The sequence below is a fragment of the Aporhodopirellula rubra genome (genome assembly GCF_014192335.1).
GTDB lineage: Bacteria > Planctomycetota > Planctomycetia > Pirellulales > Pirellulaceae > Rhodopirellula > Rhodopirellula rubra.
The window spans coordinates 1-20,212 of sequence record NZ_JACHXU010000042.1 but is presented as its reverse complement, the minus strand read 5'-3'; the positions used below and the strand labels follow the sequence as shown (position 1 = coordinate 20,212).

The following is a 20,212-nucleotide window of genomic DNA, read 5'->3' as shown; positions in this document are numbered from 1 at the left end:
GTCCTGTCCGTAAACGTCCTTCATCGTTGGCCTCCGTGGAATCGAGATGCCTCGATTCTACAAGATTGCCGAAGTTATTTCCGAACAAGTCCTAAGAGACCTCACTCGTAAAACACCGGTAGCTGCATCAAGGTGGAGACCGCTATTTTGTAGCCGAACAAAACTTCGCCGTGGTTCAGTCAATTTGTATGCTTGCTGATGTTGACGTTTGAAATCACCAGCTTGCCAATTACATCGGTGGGAAATGGATACTCGGATGCCCCGGTGCAATGACAAATAGCAACAAGCCCACCATCGGAACGGATGCGAGTATTGGGAGCAAAACCACGGCGGGAAAGAAGTACCAACGCATCGGTTTGCGATCTTTGTCAGTTGAGAATAAATGAGCAGGAAGAAACACCAGTAGCCCATAAATCAAAATCCACTGGGGAAGCAGAAGCGGATTCGGGCCTGCGAAAAGTGCTTCGTTGACAAAGCCGGTTAACCCATAGCAAACAAAAACTGCAAAGGGTGAGATAGCGTATTTGCGAAGTAGCCAACCGAGCAAAGCAAACTGAGGCAAGAATACAACGACGCTGTGGTAAAATACCACATCGAGATAATTGGCCGACGCCGTAATGTAGACCTCGCCGATTTCCGCTCCGAACAGCGGGGCACAGTTCGTCATGGCGGTTGTGATTGCTTCTTCGATTAACGCAAGCGCAGTGACGGAGGTAAAGAATATCGTAAGTCTTTTACCACCCAATCGCTGGCCAATCTCTCTCACGTGGTCGCGAAGATAAAGTGAAATGATTCCGAATACGCCGATCCAAAGCAAGTTCACTCCCCACAACATCTTGGCCATCGTCCCAAGCTTTTCGTTCTCAATTCCACCAAGCGTCAGGAAGGTTGCCAGCAAGAATTGCCAGACGAGCAGGAAGATGACAAATGACAGTTTCATCAGTATGTGGTTCTCTGAGCAGACGACAGTGCGGTTTTTTCTTGATTCGTGTGGGGGGGCGTTCTGTGTCATTTTCACCTTGGCAAAATCTTCGTCAGAACGCGAGTGCGAATCAACTAGGATCACGAAGCGTGGCACGAGGTGTCAGGAACTTGACGCCATCATTTCGCTCTTGCCAATGGTTGACTCGCAAGAAATGCGTCGGATAGAAGCCTGCCTCCCGCTGAATTAAAGTGCTCATTTCAAAACAAACCGGAACGAAGGAGACGACCAATGAGCTTCACCAACAAGGAGTGGCCTCTTGCATTGCGACTGGCCCTGTTTGCGAATGCGTTGTTTTTTCTGGCTGACACTCAGCCTACGTGGGCTATTGATCAACTGACTTACATGGATTTTGTTGCGAGACTAACCGATCTGGAGCGTCTCGCGAACCCGATTGTTCCTGGCGAAAAGACGTTCGCTTCTACCAGTTACGATCGGGGGATGTTGCATGACCCACAAACAAATATATATCGAAACTGGGGTGCTAACGACGACGGTGGAGGCTGCATTCGACGTGAAGGCAATGCACAAGTGATGGTGGACCTGAAAGGGCCTGGAGTACTGTGGCGGATCTGGTCGGCAAGGGCCGACAACGGGCACGTGAAAATTTTTCTTGATGACAAGGAGACACCCGTTGCAGATAAACCTTTCGCAGCCTATTTCGACGATCTTGAGAATACGTTTCCTGGTTTGGCCAAGACTCTTTCGCGGGGCCGCAACGAGTTCGTCCCGATTTCGTTTGCCAAATCATGCAAGGTCGTCGTAGAAGAAGGCTGGGGTAGGTACTTTCACTGCACCCACACGCTGTTTCCAGAAGGAACTCAAGTTCAGCCATTCCCGGGCTTTACACCGGAGGTAATTGCCAACCTCAAACGTGCGAGCGATACATGGGACAATCGTGGAGCAAGTCCGTACGGTGTCGATACCACGCTCGCCAGGGAAAAGAGAACCCTTACTATTCAGTCAGGGCAGTCCGAGAGCCTGTCACTACGAGGTGCCGGAGCAATTCGAACGCTGAGGGTAACTCCTCTGGAGTTGCCTCAAAGCAAAATTGCCCAGGAAGACATTTTGCGAGAATTAACGATCTCGATGTTCTGGGACGGCGAAACGTCGCCGAGCGTCTGGGCTCCCCTCGGCGACTTCTTCGCAACGTCACCAGGGATGAACCCGTTCAAAACACTGACAATGGGGTGCGTCGAAAATGCGTTTTATTCGCATTGGTACATGCCTTTTGCGTCGGATGCTCAAATAATGTTCACCAACGATGGGGAAGAACCTCGGCAACTGGAGGTGGAGTTAGAGACCGTTGAACTTGAGCAATCGACGGCAGCACGGTTGCTCCGTTTCGGCGCAGTGTGGCATTCCGATGACTTTGCCGGCTTGGCCGAGAATCGTTTCATGCGCAGAGGCGGCGACCGATGGCCGGATTGGCCGTTGCTCGTGATGGAAGGGAAAGGGCGATACGTCGGCATGGCTGAGCATATCTGGAAGTTCGGCGGTTGGTGGGGAGAAGGGGATGAAAAATTCTTCGTCGATGGTGAGAAGTTTCCTTCGACCGTCGGCACCGGCAGCGAAGACTATATCGGGTATGCCTGGGCCGCAGATCCTCCGTTTAACACCTTCGATAGTGCACTGGCGGCCGTTTCACGTATGAGACCCGACGCGAACGAGGACACAAGCGTTTGCCGTTTTCATGTCTGCGATGACGTGCCGTTTCTGAGCAGCTTCCAAGGGTTTATCGAAGTTATGCCAAACAGTGATTGCCGCCCCTGTGTCTACGACGCCTGCGTCTACTGGTATGCGGACCGGGGCATGAAGCGACCGTACCCAATCGTGCCGCTTGCTGAGCGACGGCACCCGCGACCTTCAGCCGAGCAGATTGACGTGGTGCCTTTGACGATGCAGATACCCAAGCCACCAGCAGATGCGATCGAAGGCGAGCAATTGGCCGTAATCGGTGTTGATTCAGGAAAAACCTGGGTCCAAAACATGTCCACCTACCGCGATGGATTATGGACCGGTGATGCACAGCTGATTTGGACGGAGGGTAACCAGGGGGACTCGATTGAAATCGAGTTCTCCGTTCTAGCGGACGGCGATTATGAATTGCTGGCTGTCTTCACTAAGGCCGTCGATTATGGGATTTTCAAGTTTGCTATCGATGACAAACCGCTCGGCTCGGTAGTCGACCTGCACGCGACCACCGTAACGACTACTGGAGAAATTTCTTTAGGAACGATGCGGCTCGCGAAAGGATTGCATCGTTTCAAAGTGACTTCTGTCGGTCGCAATGAGAATACGAAAGGGGGCCATGGATCTGGAGACTACCTATTCGGACTGGATTACCTACGGCTTTCCAAATAACACCCGTTTTGACCTAGCCGGAAGCGAGCTCCAAAGACGAAGTGAAAAGTGAGAAATTCGCGGGAGAGCGGCCTTATTATGAGCCGAACTCATCCAACCGCCCGCCACCGAATTTGCGGCTTCAGGTAACGCAGAAATCAGCGGGACAATGGCTCGCATAAGCCTCTCCCCATCAGTATACGTCACACCAGCCCAGTATTCGCCCACGCCGCGAGCCGCAGGAATGCACGCAGACGCACGCCCAAATAGTAGACTCGCGAGCGGCGAGCGCATGCGCGACGACATCGTGGTTTGGGGCGTCGTCAACGAGGTTGGGTGTTCATGGCATTTGCCGAAAGACTTGCTGACTCTCGCTACGGCAGCGTGATCAAGAAATTCAGGTGAAGATCCTGCGCGCTCTCGGTGTCGTTCATTCATCGGGGCGAAGCGTGTTCGCTGAAAATTCGCCAAAGCTACACAGAAACGACCGCGATTCGTTTACGGGTTGTTCATATACGGCCGCTATATTCCGCCCGAACTTCCTTCTCCCCCGAGTTAGAACGAATCAGGAATAAACACTGTGGCAAAACGATCACTGACCCGTTGCCGTTCCCGGCGTCATCAACAACGTAGGCGATGCGGCTTGCAAGGCTTGGAATCTCGTCGCATGCTCGCATCGGATTTCTCCTTGCAACTCCTACACGCCAGCGATCTCGAAGGTGGCGTTGATGCCATCTCGGACGCACCCCACTTCGCCGCGATCGTTGAATCGCTCGAAGCCCAAGCGGATGCGGACGGACGTGGTTCGCTACTGGTGTCTGCTGGTGATAACTTCATCGGAGGTCCGTTTTTCAGTGCATCGGGTGACGCCAGTTTGCGGACGCCTTTGCAGGACTCTTACCAAACACTGTTTAACGACCCAGCTCTTACCAACATTCGTGAAGACGGTGGGCGAGTCGACATCTCGATTATGAATGTGCTCGGTTTCGATGCGTCGGCACTCGGTAACCACGAGTTTGACTTTGGCAGCGACACTCTCGGCGGTTTGATTGGTACCGACATTCGCGGTGCTGGTCTTGGCGACGTGCGATGGTTGGGAGCACAATTCCCGTACCTGAGCGCTAATCTCGATTTCTCCGGTGATCCGAGTTTGTCGGGTCTGTTCACGTCGGACGTGCTGGCGACGACGGAGTATCAAGCGGACTTGAATGATTTACCGGCCACCGCGTCGCACGCCAAAATCGCTCCAGCGACTATCGCGAACGTTAATGGTGAATCGGTCGCGATCGTCGGTGCCACGACGCAGTTGCTTAGCCAGATTTCATCACCCGGCGGGACCGTTTCTAACGCGGGAACCGGCAACGACATGCAAGCGTTGGCTGACGTACTGAACCCGATTATCGCCGATATCGCGGATGGTGAAGACGACATCGCCGGCAACGCTGATGACGTCAATAAAATTATTGTGGTCAGCCACCTGCAACAAATCTCTCTCGAAGAACAACTCGCCGGATTGCTGCACGGCGTCGACGTGATTGTCGCTGGTGGATCGGACACGTTGCTCGCCGACTCGCAGGACACGCTGCGGGCGGGGGATGTTGCTGAAGGAACCTACCCGCTGCAAACCAGCAATGCGGATAGCGATCCAACTTTGATCGTCAGCACCGATGGTGAATACAGCTATGTCGGCCGGTTAGTGATCGACTTCGACGAAAACGGTGTCGTGTTGCCCGCCATGTTGGATTCGAGCGTGAGCGGCGTGTTTGCCACCGACGAAGCCGGCACGCTCGCCGTCACTGGTGCGGTAGACATCGCAACTGCCATCGCGGGCAGCACTAAAGCGACCGAAGTCAATAAACTCGTCCAAGCCGTTCGTGGTGTGGTCACGGCGAAAGACGGCGAGATCTTTGGTGCGACGGATGTCTTCATCGAAGGACGACGAGCCGAGATTCGTACTCAGGAAACCAACCTGGGTGACCTGACCGCGGATGCGAACCTGATGGTCGCGCGGCAGTTGGACAGTACCGTCGCTGTCTCGATTAAAAATGGTGGCGGTATCCGCGCCGCGATCGGGGCGATCGACGGTTTAACCGGCGAAAAACTTCCCACCGCAGCCAACCCTGACGCGGGTAAAGAAGCAGGCGAGATCTCGCAGTTGGACGTCGAGAACGCACTGCGGTTTGATAACGGTCTGACCGTGATGACCGTCACGGCGTTGGAACTGAAACAATTGATCGAGCACGGTGTCGCGGGAACCGATGCCGCGGGAAACGCGACTCCCGGGCAATTCCCCCAAATCGGCGGTGCTCGGTTTAGTTTCGATCCCACACGTCCCGAACAAATTCTCGATAGCGACGCGAACGTTGTGCAACCTGGCGAACGTGTGCGCAGTTTCGTGTTAGTCGACGACTCCGGTGAAACGATTGACGTGCTGGTCCAAGACGGCCAATTGATCGGTAATCCGAATCGCGAAATCCGGATTGTGACGCTCGACTTCCTAGCCGGAATTTTCTCCGGCGGATCGCCCATCGGCGGCGACGGCTATCCGTTTCCCGCCTTTGGAGACGACATGGTTCACTTGGCCGATGCGGGGCTGTCCGATGGAGCCTCCACGGTGTTCACCACCGGTCGCGAACAAGATGCGTTGGCGGAATACCTGCTCGCCAATCACAATCCCGATGGGGGCACGAGCCCGTATCGCGACAGCGAAACCTCGCCTTTGCAAGATCAACGCATTCAGAACCTGGTGCTCACGCGGGACACGATTCTGACGCCGTCGTCCGTCGACAGTTTCAAAATTTCGGTCGCGGGAACCTATTCCACAGGCGTGTTTGACGGTTCGGCGGCAGAGATCGTGGCTCATGATCCCCAGTCGCAACGTGTCTTCTTCACCAACGCTGACGCAAATGAAATCGGCGTGTTGGACATCGCCGATCCGTCCGCACCCACACCGCTCTCGCCGATCACATTTCCTAGTGGCACGGGCGGCGTGAATAGCGTCGCGATCTCGGGAGGCATTGTGGCCGTTGCCGTCGCCGCACCGATCCACACCAATCCTGGTGGCGTGTTGTTCTATGACACCAATGGTGGTTTCCTTGGAAGCGTCGCCGTCGGCGCACTGCCTGACTCGCTGACCTTTTCACCCGATGGCAATACCGTTGTCGTCGCGGGCGAAGGTGAACCTGACGATTTGGAAGATCCGAACCCCACGATCGATCCGATGGGCACGATCAGCGTGATCGATCTCAACCGATTACGCGGCGAAGGTTTCATCACCGCCTTCGACGTGACGACGCTCGACTTCACCGCGTTCGATGGACAGGAAGACGTCCTGCGTGCGGCGGGCGTGCGAATTTTTCCGGGCCGATCCGCCTCGCGTGATTTGGAACCTGAATACGCCACCGTTTCGCCCGACGGAACGCGAGCCTTCGTGACGCTTCAAGAAGCCAACTCGGTCGCGGTCGTCGATCTGACGGTTCCCGAAATCATTGAGATCCAACCACTCGGGGTGAAAGATCACTCGCTGCCCGGCAACGGGCTCGATCCGAGCGACCGCGACGACGCGATTGCGATCGCTCCCGTTCCGGTCTTTGGTCTGTACATGCCTGATGCGATCACCGCATTTGAAATCGGCGGGCAAACGTATTACGCCACCGCTAACGAAGGCGACTCGCGTGACTTTGACGAAGATCGCATCAAAGACATTGACCTCGATGACACCGTCTTTCCCAACGAAGCCGAGCTACAAGAAAACGAGTCGCTAGGCCGATTGACGATCTCCAACATTGACGGCGACATTGATGGTGATGGCGATTTCGATCAGTTATTCGCCTACGGCAGTCGTTCGTTCACGATTTGGGACTCGTCCGGAAACGTCGTTTTCGATTCTGGCGACCAGTTCGAGCAGCTTACCGCGCAGTTGGTGCCCGACCTATTCAATAACGCCAATGACGAAAACGAATTCGACTCTCGCAGCGATGCCAAAGGACCCGAGCCGGAAGCCATCACGACCGGCATGATCGGCGATCGGCTTTATGCGTTTATCGGATTGGAGCGAACTGGCGGCGTGTTTGTTTACGACATTTCGTCGCCCGCCGAAGCCACGTTCGTGCAGTACATCAACAATCGTGACGCAGACGCTGAGGATATTGAAGAGGCTGGCGATCTCGGTGTTGAAGATTTGAAATTTGTTTCCGCCGCCGACAGCCCCAACGGTCAACCGTTGTTGATTTCGGCCAATGAAGTCAGCGGCACGGTGACCATTTTCCAACTCGGGCAATCCGTCTTGGATGTCGAACTGCGAGCCGTTGCAACGCCGTCCGCTCCGGGATCCTCTGCCCTGCCCGACGCGATCTCCTCGAGTCCCATCGGCGGCACCTACTACGTCGAAGCTTGGGTGCAAGATTTCGACAATCAGTTCTCAGGACTCGCGGGCGGTCAAATTGACATCCGCTACAACACTGACGTAGTCGATGCGGTTGACGTTTCAAATGACGACTATGACCTGTTGCCATCGGGATCGATCGATGACGCGGCGGGGCTGATCGATGACTTGGGTGGCGGCACGTTGCAGACCGGCCAAGGTCTCGCGCCGAACTGGGTTCGTTTTGGTTACTTTAAAGTTGTCGCCACCGCAGGCGGTACTGCGACGTACACCTTGGAACAAGGCTCGCTTCCGTTCGCGCGGTTTGGCGGGGGGAACTTGGATCCCGGTTCGGTCGATCTGACCGATGTCGAATCCGTCCAGCACGTTCAGACCGCGATGTTGGACTTGGCTGTCGTTCGCCAAGACAGCGTTCTGGATGCTGAAGGACGCGTTGGTGAACTTCCCGCCTCCGTTGGATACGTTCATGAGTGGGAATCCTTCACGACCGAGGTCTACTTGACGCCCGAATCCAACACGCAGGCCGTCAACGCAGTCACGTTTGATCTTGCCTACAACACGACGCTCACCAGTGCATGGGTCTTCGAACCAGCCGCCGGATTCAGTTCGGTCGGCACCACCGCTGTCGATGACATCAGTGGATCGGTCAGCGACATTTCGCTCGTCGCCGCGTCACCGATTATGGCGGGTGGGCCGATCTTGTTGGGGCGCGTTCGGTTCACACCGGGGCCAAATGACGATGCTCCCGTCGACGAAGCCACCAACCATATCGGACCATACGATCTCGGGCTTTCGATCGAAAACGCGACCGTGACTTCGGGCAGCATTGTTGGCAGCGTGGGAGTCGGACAATCTCCTGAAACCGGGATGTGGGCGGTTCCTTACGACGCCAACGACAGCGACCAAGTTGACTTCGCTGATTTCTCGATCTTTGCAGCCGCGTTCGGATCGGTTGTGTCAGGGCCCAGCGATCTGGCCGCCTGGGCCGATTTCGATGGATCGGGCATGGTCGATTTCGACGATCTCGATTTGTTCGACGCCAACCACGGATTGACCGCCGCCGACGGATCGCAGTTGCAATTCAGCAGAGTCTATCCAACCCCCGAACTCGCGACTGCGACCCCGAGTATCGCTCCGGCTTCGCTGGAGCTTCAAAAGACTTTGGCGAGCTTAGGGCCGTTCAGTAACCAGCGAACATCGACCGACGTCAACAACGACGGCTACACCACCGCGCTGGATGCCCTCTTGGTGATCAACGCGTTGAACGAGCCAACGGAATTGATTTCACGGGCGTTCTTGGACGTCAACGAAGATGGTCACACCACTGCGGTTGATGCCCTTCGCGTGATCAACGAGATTAACGGCGAGGCGATTCCCGAAGCGATGCCTCTGGTCGCAAACGAACTGAGTAAGGACGCGACAGCGAGAGAGGCAACCGCCGATGCGATTGACGAAACGTTTGCGCAAGTCGAACAGGAAACGCGAAAGCGACTCAATCTCGATCCCGGTCAGGCAATCGATTTTGCGGCTCTCGCACAGGTCGATGTGGATACCGATGAAGACCGCGAGTCACTCGAAGAACTACTCGAATCGCTATCGTTAGATCAGGGGAATCTCCGCTTGCTCTCTTAGAAAACAGCTCCGATACGAGTGCACAACGCCAGCCTAGCACGTCTTGGCTGGCGTTGTTTCATTCGTGAGCCCTTTTCCGTGCTCAGGGACATTCTGAGCCAGACGTGTTTTTGAACCACGAAGGACTTTAAACGCAGCGAAAGCTGTGCATGTGCCGTCTCCCCGGCAGAACCTCGCCTGCTTTCTCGTGTGTTTCGTGTGTTTCGTGGTTCTTTCTCCGCAACTCTTTAGGGTTGAAGTGGAGGTGGTGGGCGGTTTGTGTGATGGCGGTGTCGGTTGTGGGTAGAATGAAGATGTCTTGAAAGCGTCTTGTCCCCATCCGCGCCGAAGGTGATCTCGTGTCTCTGCAATCCCAATGCCCGCTGCTTGTGTCCAACCCCAATCCTCGTCGGTCGTGTTTCGGGCCGTTGCTTGTTTGTCTTTTGTTCGTTGGAGGCACGGGTGTCGGTGCGATCGCAGTGCAGGAGATCGCAGCGCAGGAATCTGACGAACGGTCAAACGAACGAGCGGCCGCGGTTGTTTCGCCGGGTGAAATTACGGACGTGACTCTGTTTCGTGATTCTGCCTTGGTGACTCGCTCGATCTCGTTGGCGAGTGATCAGCCGCTCGCCGAGGGGCCGCACGAGGTGCTGGTTACCGGGTTGCCGGAACAGTTGATGGTGGCCAGTGTTTTTGCAGAAGGCAATGATTCCATTTCGATTCGCGCGGTGCGTGTGGTTCAGGAACCGATTCGTGAGTCCGCTCGCGAGGAAGTGCAAGAACTCGATGAGCAACTCGCCGGAGTCGGCATCGAATTAGGGCGACTTCAGCAGGCACGGTCGGTGACGACGACCAATTTGCAAACGCTCGATCAGATGATCGGGTTCAGCCGTCAGGCTGCGTCTGCGGATCTCAACAACGGTGTTCTCGATGCCGAGACGCTCACCCAATTGATGACTTACTCGATGCGTCAACGCGAGGAGTTGAATGATCGACTCTTGGATATTGAGAACGAAACCAGCGAACTGAACGAACGTCGTAATCAGCTCGTTCGCGAACGATCGCAGCTAACCAGCGGCAGTCAGCACACTCGGTATGAGGCTCGCGTGTTCGTCGATGTCGGGGCTGAGGGAAGGCGGTCCAACGATGATGTCGAAGATGGGGACGCGGGGTCGGACTCCGGTTCCATCCGGTTGAGCTATTCCGTCGGCGGTTGTGGTTGGTCGCCGCAGTATACGATGAGCGGCGCGGTCGATTCGGATCAGATCACCATGAGATACGGGGCCGTCATCGGTCAGCTCAGCGGCGAGTCATGGGATCGCGTTCGGTTGACTCTTTCGACGACCTCACCGCTCGCTTCAGCATCAGGGCCGAGTTTGGCTCCGCTGCGAGTGCGGGCAGCGGTAGGTGGCAGTCAGTCTCGCTCCGGTCTCGATGATCTGTTTGGAAACGCTCAGGCGGAACTGGGAGGAATGGAGATGGAAAATATGCAGCAATCATCGGTTCCTCAGCGGGCGATGCCGAGTCAGATGATGGGGAGTGGTTCGATGTACGGCGAGAATATGTCGCCGTTGCAGAGCAAGATGAAGTCGTTGCGTATCAGGCAGCAGAGTGTGGAGCAATCTCGCGGGAAGGGAGGGAAGGCCGAACAGGAGTCCGCACGCGATCTGCAACTCAACCGCCTCGCCGACGAAATGCAGAACCTCGAGTTCATGGCGTCGGCACGCAAAGCACGTGGGCTCGCCTCGGATGCCACCGATGAGGTCGCTACGCAGACCTACGTGATCGAGGGACTCGTCAGCCTGGAATCGCGTCGAGAACAACAGCTCGTCGAAATCGTCGAGCAGAGACTCACCGGAGACCTGTACCATGTCGCGATCCCGTTGTTGAGCAGTTTCGCCTATCGTGAGGTGGAGTTGGTCAATGAGATGCCGTTCGGTTTGCTCAGTGGGCCGGCATCCATTTATCTCGATGATCGTTTTGTGGGGACGATGACGGTTCCGACGACCGCGAGCGGTCAGCGTTTGGTGATCGGTTTCGGTGCCGACGGGCAGGTTCGGACTCGACGAGAATTGGTCAATAAGAGCGACGCGGTTCAAGGCGGGAACCGCAAACTCGGATTCGAATACCGATTGGTGCTCAATAATTTCAAGGACCGCGAAGTGCGCGTTCGGTTGCTCGATCGGATTCCTCTGAGCGGTCAGGCGGAGCAAATTCGCGTTGAACTCGGTGACGTTTCCACGCCGATCAGCAGCGACGGACTGTTCGAACGGGTTCAGAAACCGTACGGATTGTTGCGATGGGACTTAACGCTTGGCGCGACGACGCATGGCAGCGATGCCACCGACGTGAAGTACGGTTATTCCGTCGAATTCGACCGCAGTCGTGTGTTGTCGGTCGAGCCAACGACGGAGCAGGAAATCGGCGAACTCGATCTGCCCGGCATGATGGGGGGCGGAATGGGTGGTATGGGAGGTAATTGATGCCGGTGGCATGTCGGCAAACGCCCCCTCAGTGATGCCTCTCGATTAGGATACGATGGAAATTCTTGATGCTTCGCATGGCTACGTTTTCGCAAAAGGTTGAGTTTACATGTCGTCGCCCGTGGTGGATGTCACTCTATGGCAAGGCCAACAGGAGTGCTGGATCGGCGAATCGGGATTGCCGCTGGAGATCGGGCGGCAATCGCGTGACGAAGAAAATGCGATCCTCCGAAAGGTGCAAGATCTCGGAAACCAGTATCGGATCGCGATCGCGCCGATCACGTCGTTGGGATTGCCGCGTCATGCGTTAAGTGTTTCGATCAACGATGAGGGTAAGCTCGAACTGAGGAATCTGCACGCGAGATCGACGTTTCAGATCGCGTCGGATCCTGTGCCGGTGATGCCAAAGGCGACCGTGCAGCACGATCGTGAGTTCACGATTCTGTTGCCTGAGAATTTGATCGTGAAGGTGGTGCTGTGCACGAGTTTGTCGGAGAAGAAGTCCGACGTCGGCAGTGATTATGAGTCGCAGGGTTCGGCTTCGTTCCGAACAATCTCGCCGGATTCCAAACGGCCGGCATCGCCGAACCCGGATCTCTTCCGGGCCGACTTCACGATGCCAATGAATCCGGGCGCGAGCTTCATTCGCACCTTCACCGAGGATTCAAATCCGAACCGTGGGCATGCCGCGGTCGACTTGGTTCGCCAGGCTCTCGCGGTGGTTAAGAAATCTGCGGGCAGTGACGAATTTTTTGATACCGCGGTGCAAAGTGTTGCGGGCATGATCGAGCTCGACCGCGCATACGTGTTAATGCGTGAAGACGAATCGAAGTGGTGGGTGCGTGCCCATTTCGATCATCGTGATCAAGAAACCGGCGAGGGAACCCATCTCGGCGGAGGCGAAACCGCATCAGCAGGTGCAAATCCGCTGAGTGGCCAACGATCCAGCAACGATGAAACGGTCGAAAACGCGGAATCAGTAACGGACGGCTCGGAAACACCGCCAGCGACTTCCAAGAAGCGGAACACGCGTCTCGATGTGCCGTTGCCTTCGGGCAGTCGGTTGCTGTTGCAGCGAGTTCTGCAAAAACGGGAGACAGTGATGTATGAACCGGAGAGCTACAAGCACACGATCGGTTCATCGATCATGTTGCTCGACCGAGCGGTCGCGTCACCCATTTTTGATGAACATGGCGTCGTGATCGGTGCACTGTATGGCGACCGGAGTTACGGTACTAATCACCCGGATACGCCGATCGGTGATCTCGAAGCGACGTTGCTTGAGGTGATGGCCGGTGCGGTTTCGGCAGGAATCGGACGGCAGCGACAGGAGGCGATTCAAGCCTCGATGACGCAGTTTTTCTCACCGGCAATCACTCAGCGTTTGCAACAAAACGAAGATCTGCTGACCGGGCGTGATGCGGAGGTGTCGGTGCTGTTCTGTGACATTCGCGGCTTCAGTGCGATCACCGAGCGGGTCGGTCCTGAGAAGACAATCGAGTGGATCAACGATGTGCTGACGCAGTTGAGCCTGTGTGTCACCCGCACCGATGGTGTGTTGGTGGATTACGTCGGAGACGAACTGATGGCGATGTGGGGGGCACCCGCGGAGCAGCCGGACCACGCTCGTCGTGCGTGCAACGCGGCGTGCCAGATGTTAAAGCAGATTGAGCCTTTGCGCGAGCGTTGGAAAGAAATCACGCCCGAGCGATTCGGTGTCGGCATCGGTATTAACACCGGTTTAGCGCGAGTCGGAAATACGGGGTCGTTGGTGAAGTTCAAGTACGGCCCGCTCGGCAACACGGTCAATTTGGCCAGTCGCGTGCAAGGGATCACCAAGAAGTTTGGGGTATCAGCGTTAATCACGCGAGCAACCCGCGACGCGTTGGCACGAACGGCGGCGAATCACGCCGAGGCAATCGGGAGCGATGCGGCCACCGAATGCGACGAGGCGATGCAAACTCGACGATTGGCAAACGTGCGTCCGCTCGGTGTCAAAGAGATCGTTGAACTCTATGAGTTGCAAACTGGAAACGAGCCGACCTGGAGGTCGATGGCAGACCGATACGAATCCGCGTTGCGGTCGTTCCATCACTCGGACTTAACGTCCGCCGCACGCGAATTGGCGTCGCTCGTGCACGAGCATCCCGGGGACACGCCGAGCGTTGTGTTGCTCGGACGTGTTGTTGATGCGATCACGAACCAAACCAAAAAGATCAATCCGGTGATGGAGATGCAATCGAAGTGAGCGGGCACGTTGCAGGCGTTGTGCCAACCCCGCACTGAAACCGCGAACCGCCCGTGGCCGGTGCGGTTATGAACGTGACGGTGCGGATATGAGCGTCGTCTCACTTCAACGGCAGTTTCGCGGAACTCGTTACGAGTTGCGGCAGATCTGGCTGTCTGTCGAATATCTTGGCGACAAGCCCAGGCCTCGTATCTCGACTGCGTCATTCGCGTGGATACGCACGACAAAATGCCCGCGTGATTTGACCACGCGGGTGTCGGATTTCGCGACGCTTGCTAGCGTTGCACGCGAGCGGAGCCGCCTTTGGCGAAGGCTTCCACTTCGGGCAACGTGGCGCGGCTGACGTCGCCGGTGAACGTTGTGAGCAACGCACCGTGAGCCCAGCCGATCTTCAGAGCCTCTTCCGGGGCACGGCCGTCGAGCAGGCTGTAGATCAGGCCCGATGCGAAACCGTCACCGCCGCCGATGCGGTCGATCACATCGAGTTCTGCCGTTGGCGCGACATACTCTTTACCTTCGTGCCACAACACGGCACTCCATGAATGGCGATTGGTCGAGTGGACCTCACGCAGGGTCGTGGCAACGGCTTTGACATTCGGGAACTTCTCGACCGCGTCGCCGATCATCTTGAAGAAGTTGGCTGGGTCTAGTTTTCCGCTGGTCTTTTCTTCGACATCGGGGCCTTTGATACCACAGCCCTTTTGCAGGTCTTCTTCGTTTCCGATCAGCACGTCAACGTTTTGAACGATCTTGGCCATCATCTCTTGGCCTTTGGAAAGGCCACCGATGGTGTCCCAGAGTTTCGCGCGGTAGTTCAGGTCGAACGACCGGATCGCGCCGTGGCGACCAGCGGCTTCCATCATTTCGACAACGACTTGTGAGGTCGTCTCGGACAACGCGGCGAAGATCCCACCGCTGTGTACCCATCGGACTCCACCGGCGAAAATCTTGTCCCAGTCGAAGTCACCAGGTTTCAGCATCGCACCGGCCTCGTTGGCGCGGTTGTAGAACACCACGGGTGGGCGAACGCCTTGGCCGCGGTCACTGTACACGGTTGCCATGTTGGGGCCGCGGACGCCGTCATGTTTGAAGTCCTTGTAGAAAGGACGCACGCCCATGGCGCGAACTTGACGTTGGATCAATTCACCGATGCCATTGTCGACCATCGCGGTCGCCACGCCGGTTGACAGCCCAAAGCACGATGCCAAGTTTGCGGCACAGTTGTACTCGCCGCCCGACACGTGGACGTCAAAGTTGGTCGCGGTGCGGAAAGGGGTCACACCAGGATCGAGGCGGTGGACCAATGCACCCAAGGCGAGGAAATCGAGATCGGCACCGGAGGCAGGGATTTTCATGCGACGGACTTCAGTGTTGAGAGTAGAGAAGTGTGTTGATAGACGGTTTGTGATGTGTCGCTCTGATCGCTCACGGACACTTTGGGGGGCAAAGCCAATGCTTCGAGTGAGGCGTTGAAGAGCAAATGGCCTGTCGGAACTCCTGGTGAGTTCCGACGGCGGAAGCTTTGTGAATGATTAGATCGTGACCGAGGCGAATCCGCCGTCGACGGCGATGTTTTGCCCGGTGACGAACGACGACGCGTTGCGACTGGCTAACCAAATCACGGCACCGGCGAGTTCTTCCGGTTTGCCGAAGCGGGCCATCGGGGTGTGACCGATGATCTGTCCACCGCGTTCGGTGTACGTGCCGTCTTCGTTGAAGAGTAGTTTGCGGTTCTGTTCGGCCGGAAAGAAGCCGGGGCTGATCGCGTTGACGCGGACACCGGTGGTGGCCCATTCACGAGCGAGCCAGAGCGTGAAATTGATCACGGCAGCTTTCGCCGCGGAGTAAGCGACCACGCGTGAGAGAGGGATGATTCCCGACATCGATGCGATATTGATGATGCTGCCGACACCTGATTTGATCATGGCGGGCGCGAACACTTGGCTGGGCAGCAACGCACCGCCGACCAGGTTCAGATCGAATACCGATTGCCATGCTTCGGTCGGCAAGCCACAGATGTCTCCGCCGGGAGGAATGGTTGCATCGGGATGGTTGCCGCCTGCAGCGTTGACCAAAACGGTCGGCGTGCCCGCCCACTGCGTGACGGCGTCATTGGCTGCCTCAAGCGATTCTTTTTTCAACCCGTCGGCCGCAAAGAACTTCGCATCGCCGCCGGCGCTGATGATTTTTTCAGCTCGCGCGTTGCCGCGTTCGGCATTGCGGCCGAGGACCGCAATCTTGGCTCCCGCACTGCCAAGAGCCTCGGCCATGTGGCCGCCGAGTTCGCCTGTGCCACCGATCACAACGGCAACATCATTACTAAGATCAAAAAGGTTGTTCGTATTCATAGCCGAACAATCTAGCTACACGTTTCCCCGGAAACCAGACGACGAGACGTGCATTTTTGCGAAACGCGGTAGCGAAATCCGAGAGCGACGTTCGGTCTTAAATGGCGTCCTATTCCATAGATTGTCGTCTTGTGCTGATGCGTCATCTCGGTGACTCGCGATTGCCGTTATCTCGCAGGAAATAGGCGTTTCGAGGTGAACGGTCTTGTGACCATTTGCCAGTGCCCCGCACGGCGTTTCGATGACGAGGCGTGGACGGGACCATGTGAATTGGAGATCGCACGCGTCGGTCGAATGTATTGGGCAAACGGATTGGTTAGACACGCCGACCGGTGAAGACGTAATAGGGCGCTCGGAGAAACGGCAGATAGGGAACCTTTCCGAAGTTCTCGCTCAGGTGCAGGGTCTCGAAGTTTCGTCGCAGCATCGCGAGGTGGTCGCCGTTGAGGAATACATTGTCAGCGGCAAACCAATGTTGCCAGAACGCACGGCGGAGTCCTCCGTGTTGCTTCATTGGGGCATTGGCGTGCTTGCGTGAAACGTAGAAATCGGTGACCCCAATTTGACCGCCTGGACGGAGCAGATTGATCGCAGCCTCGATGGCCGCGAACCAGTCCGGGATCATGGTCAGTGAGTAGGAAAACGTGACCAAATCGGCGGGGCGTTGGATCGCTCGGAAAGTGGTCGCGTCGGCAAGGTGCGTCTTCACTACCGGGCCGTTCGCAATTCGGCGATGTTCTGCGAGTTTCAGCAGCGAAGGCGAAAGGTCGACGAGGTGCACTTCCGATAACCCGCATGCTCGATCGCCGGCGAGCGTCAGGTTCTCACCCGTGCCGCAGCCGAGGTCCACCCAAACGTCGCCCTCATTGAATTCGAGTTTCTCGATGAGAGGTCGGCGGCCGTGCAGCAATCGAGAGCGAAAGCCGTCGTAGTCCCCCGCCTGTTTTCCATAGAAGCTTTCGAGTCGGTCCTGGTGTGTCGAGCCGGTCGTGCGATGTAGCAGAAGTTGCCGAAGGACACGGAAATCACTTGCCCAGGCACTCATGCCGCCATACCTTTGACGTCCGCGATATAGAAACTGCCGTAGGTGTTCACGCGGTCGCAGTCATGGAGTTGTCTCGCCAAATCACGATGGTAGGACAGCAAATCACCCAAGCGACAACGTTGGCCGTCGTACCAAACCTTGAGCGGGTCGATGAAGTCGACTTCGAGCGCCGCGCTCCTCCACAGGACACGTGAATGCGTCGCCGCGCGATCGAGAATCGCCTGCCATTCGCTCGCCAAGTGTTCCGGAAATCGGTCGTACAACCAATCCATGTGGTCAAGCAAAACAAACCGAGAGATCGGACCATGATGATTGGTGAGGAATGTCTCGATCGTTGACGTGTGGACCGAGATGCGGTTTGCGAGCCCACCTTTCAAGCGATCGAAGTTGCCCGCCCTCAAGTATTCAGGACAGCATTCTTCGGTGTATTCACCCGTCAGGTAAACCCGCCAAAAGTAGTTGTGCTTCAGCGGTGTGTTTTGAAACACCGACGCGATGCGATCCTGGATGAATCCCGCGATCCCACCAGGATAGCCGCGGTCGATTTGGTTCCGCTGACTCCGCGGGACGCCGAGCATGGCCATCGTCGTATCACGCCGCAGTGCCCACCGCAGCGGCCGTGTCCACAGCAGGCGATCGACGTTTCGCCGGGCGTAGATTTCTCGTTGATGTTCGACGCTCGATGCGTCCAGTAATTCGTCGATCGCGGCCCGCAGATCGGGGGAACGTTTGACGTAACTGTTGATCAGCCATGCAAACAAACCCGACGTGCCGCGGAAGTAGAAACTGCGTCGTCGGTGGCTGCCGTCAAAGAAATTGCTGCGCAGGTCCCAGACTTGTTTTGCCTGAGGGCTGAGTTGATCGCGGACGTTGTCGCGGTACAGTGATTCCCACCGCGAGTGGCAGCCTTTGCCGAACAGTTGGAAAAAGTCGTCGTGGTCGAGCGTATTGATCGCCGCAATTTTCAGTTCGAGCAATGCGTTCTGAAGCGGATTGACGTCGATCGCGTGTACTTCGCGAGGGCTTTCGAGCGCGTAGTCGAGTGCGTTGCATCCCGCCGACGTGATTAACGCGACGCTGTCGTCGGGGCCTAGCTCCAAAGCTCGGCGATCAATTTCTGGATCTTCCCAACAAGTGTTGTAAACCAGATTCTGACGGTGGACCGCAGTAAAGCAACGATTAGCAAGCCACTGAAACGCCATTGAGTCATTCACTTTTGTAGAGGGCAAGGCACCAAGAGGGTGTCGGTCGGCTTGGTCATCAGATCGCCGGTTAACGACGTCCGGTTTGTATCAAAGCGATGTTTAGATTTGATGATTGTGAGCCATTGCTTGCGTAAAGATTTTTGGCAGGTTGTTGTCCGAGATTGCGTTTGCGAATAACGATTTGCGGGCTCTGGCCAAGGTGAGTGATTGATTGGCAAGTGGCGTCGCGTCAGATGCGTTTGATCCCTCAGCCATGGTCGGCACCGCTTTTGGCATGTCGCGAATGATTGCCTCGGTGCCGCAAAACCTCCCAGACGTGGCGAGCCGTTGGGGTAAACTCTGTTCCCGCACGAGTAGTGAGATACCCGAAAGGTGGTATTCGCGGCGACCCAGGCGATCGCACTGTGGCATCGAAATGCCCGAGGTCTGATCGCGAGACGCGTATCGAAATGTGACTGCCCTGCACCACGCTGCCCTGCCCCGTTTCGGCCAACCCGGCCCGTTTTTTGCCCCGCCCTGCCCTGCCCCACCACCCTGCCCTGCCCCACTCCAGCTACCTCGCCCCACTCCAGCCACCCTGCCCATCCAACGGCCCCGTGGTTCCTGCCCCCCGATCCCTCACCCCATTCTTCCCGCCTGTTGCCGATCGTCAAAACGATGAATAGACATGTCTTTCACTTGCTCTGCTCGCTAAGCATTCTCACCGCTGCCTTCAATGCGGGAGCGCCCGCTTTGGCTGACGAGTCGCCGACGCCTCGCTACGACGGCAGTTGGGAGTCCTTGCAAAAGATGCCTGTCCCCGCGTGGTTTGACGATGGCAAGATTGGGATCTTTATTCACTGGGGGCCATACAGCGTCATCGGCTACAAGAAAGGCGGCGCTGGTTATGCTGAGCACACTCCCAAACGGTTGTATGATGAGTCTGATCACTACTACCCCTACATGAAGGAACGCTGGGGCGCGACTCCCCCGGAGTTCGGATACAAGGACATCATTCCTGAATTCCAGGCAGAGAATTGGGAGCCCGATCAGTGGGCGGAATTGTTTGCGGAAGTCGGCGCGAAGTACGTCGTTCTGACCGCAGAGCATCACGACGGTTGGGCCAATTGGGACTCTGATTTGACGCCGTGGAACGCCGTCGACATGGGACCCAAACGGGATCTCGTCGGTGACCTCGGCAAGGCCGTACGTAAACGGGGAATGAAGTACGCTCCGTCGTATCATCGCGAGCGACACACGGGTTTCTTCGCTCTGGAAAAGTATGTCGTCGACAGTGAACCGCATTCCGATATTGCCGAAGAAATCAAGCGTGTCCCCGAAGCGGCCTTGCTATACGGCCCGTTTGACCACGACAAGGCGTTCACGGATGACTATGTCGCTCGGTGGAAAGAAATCCAGGATAAATACCATCCCGATTTTCTATGGGTGGACGATATTCCGATCTTCACCCGTGACGGCAACAAGGCATGTAACCGTTCACGGGGCGGTGCAACAAATTTGAGGATCTCTCTGGACACGAGGATCGGTTTTCTGCCCCAATACTTGCATGAGCAAGATACCGCC

General features: G+C 56.5%; 10 protein-coding genes. 5 read left to right on the top strand and 5 right to left on the bottom strand.

The features are described from left to right. Positions 1 to 229 precede the first annotated feature (229 nt). Positions 230 to 1,018, bottom strand: a complete 789-nt coding sequence (locus tag FHS27_RS29895) for a hypothetical protein (RefSeq protein ID WP_221225497.1) — start codon at positions 1,016 to 1,018, stop codon at positions 230 to 232. Between the two features lie 195 nt (positions 1,019 to 1,213). Here FHS27_RS29895 and FHS27_RS29890 point away from each other — a divergent pair, with 195 nt between their 5' ends. The 4 genes from FHS27_RS29890 (at position 1,214) to FHS27_RS29875 (ending at position 14,051) form a co-directional block, all read left to right on the top strand. Next, the gene (locus FHS27_RS29890; protein WP_184309979.1) at positions 1,214 to 3,346 is read left to right on the top strand and encodes a glycoside hydrolase family 172 protein; all 2,133 of its coding nucleotides are present in this window, start codon (positions 1,214 to 1,216) and stop codon (positions 3,344 to 3,346) included. 559 nt (positions 3,347 to 3,905) lie between these two features. After that, positions 3,906 to 9,341: a choice-of-anchor I family protein gene (locus FHS27_RS29885; RefSeq protein ID WP_184309977.1), complete on the top strand. Its 5,436-nt coding sequence runs from the start codon at positions 3,906 to 3,908 to the stop codon at positions 9,339 to 9,341. Between the two features lie 338 nt (positions 9,342 to 9,679). Continuing rightward, complete coding sequence (locus FHS27_RS29880) at positions 9,680 to 11,803, top strand: DUF4139 domain-containing protein (protein WP_184309975.1); 2,124 nt, start codon at positions 9,680 to 9,682, stop codon at positions 11,801 to 11,803. A 109-nt stretch (positions 11,804 to 11,912) separates the two neighbouring features. Further along, positions 11,913 to 14,051, top strand: coding sequence for an adenylate/guanylate cyclase domain-containing protein (locus tag FHS27_RS29875; RefSeq protein ID WP_184309973.1), 2,139 nt, complete (start codon positions 11,913 to 11,915; stop codon positions 14,049 to 14,051). Positions 14,052 to 14,326: 275 nt separating this feature from the next. Here the strand turns inward: FHS27_RS29875 and FHS27_RS29870 are convergent, their stop codons facing one another. The 4 genes from FHS27_RS29870 to FHS27_RS29855 all read right to left on the bottom strand — a co-directional run bounded on the left by FHS27_RS29870 (position 14,327) and on the right by FHS27_RS29855 (position 18,646). After that, positions 14,327 to 15,406, bottom strand: a complete 1,080-nt coding sequence (locus FHS27_RS29870; protein WP_184309970.1) for a sugar kinase — start codon at positions 15,404 to 15,406, stop codon at positions 14,327 to 14,329. A 177-nt stretch (positions 15,407 to 15,583) separates the two neighbouring features. After that, complete coding sequence (locus tag FHS27_RS29865; RefSeq protein WP_009094174.1) at positions 15,584 to 16,399, bottom strand: SDR family oxidoreductase; 816 nt, start codon at positions 16,397 to 16,399, stop codon at positions 15,584 to 15,586. A gap of 316 nt (positions 16,400 to 16,715) precedes the next feature. Further along, positions 16,716 to 17,444, bottom strand: coding sequence for a class I SAM-dependent methyltransferase (locus tag FHS27_RS29860; RefSeq protein WP_184309968.1), 729 nt, complete (start codon positions 17,442 to 17,444; stop codon positions 16,716 to 16,718). Then, positions 17,441 to 18,646: a DUF3419 family protein gene (locus FHS27_RS29855; RefSeq protein ID WP_184309966.1), complete on the bottom strand. Its 1,206-nt coding sequence runs from the start codon at positions 18,644 to 18,646 to the stop codon at positions 17,441 to 17,443. Before FHS27_RS29855 ends, FHS27_RS29860 begins: the two co-directional genes overlap by 4 nt. Positions 18,647 to 19,306: 660 nt before the next feature. Here FHS27_RS29855 and FHS27_RS29850 point away from each other — a divergent pair. Further along, positions 19,307 to 20,212 (top strand): alpha-L-fucosidase (locus FHS27_RS29850; protein ID WP_246421317.1); only part of this gene is annotated, 906 nt, incomplete at its 3' end.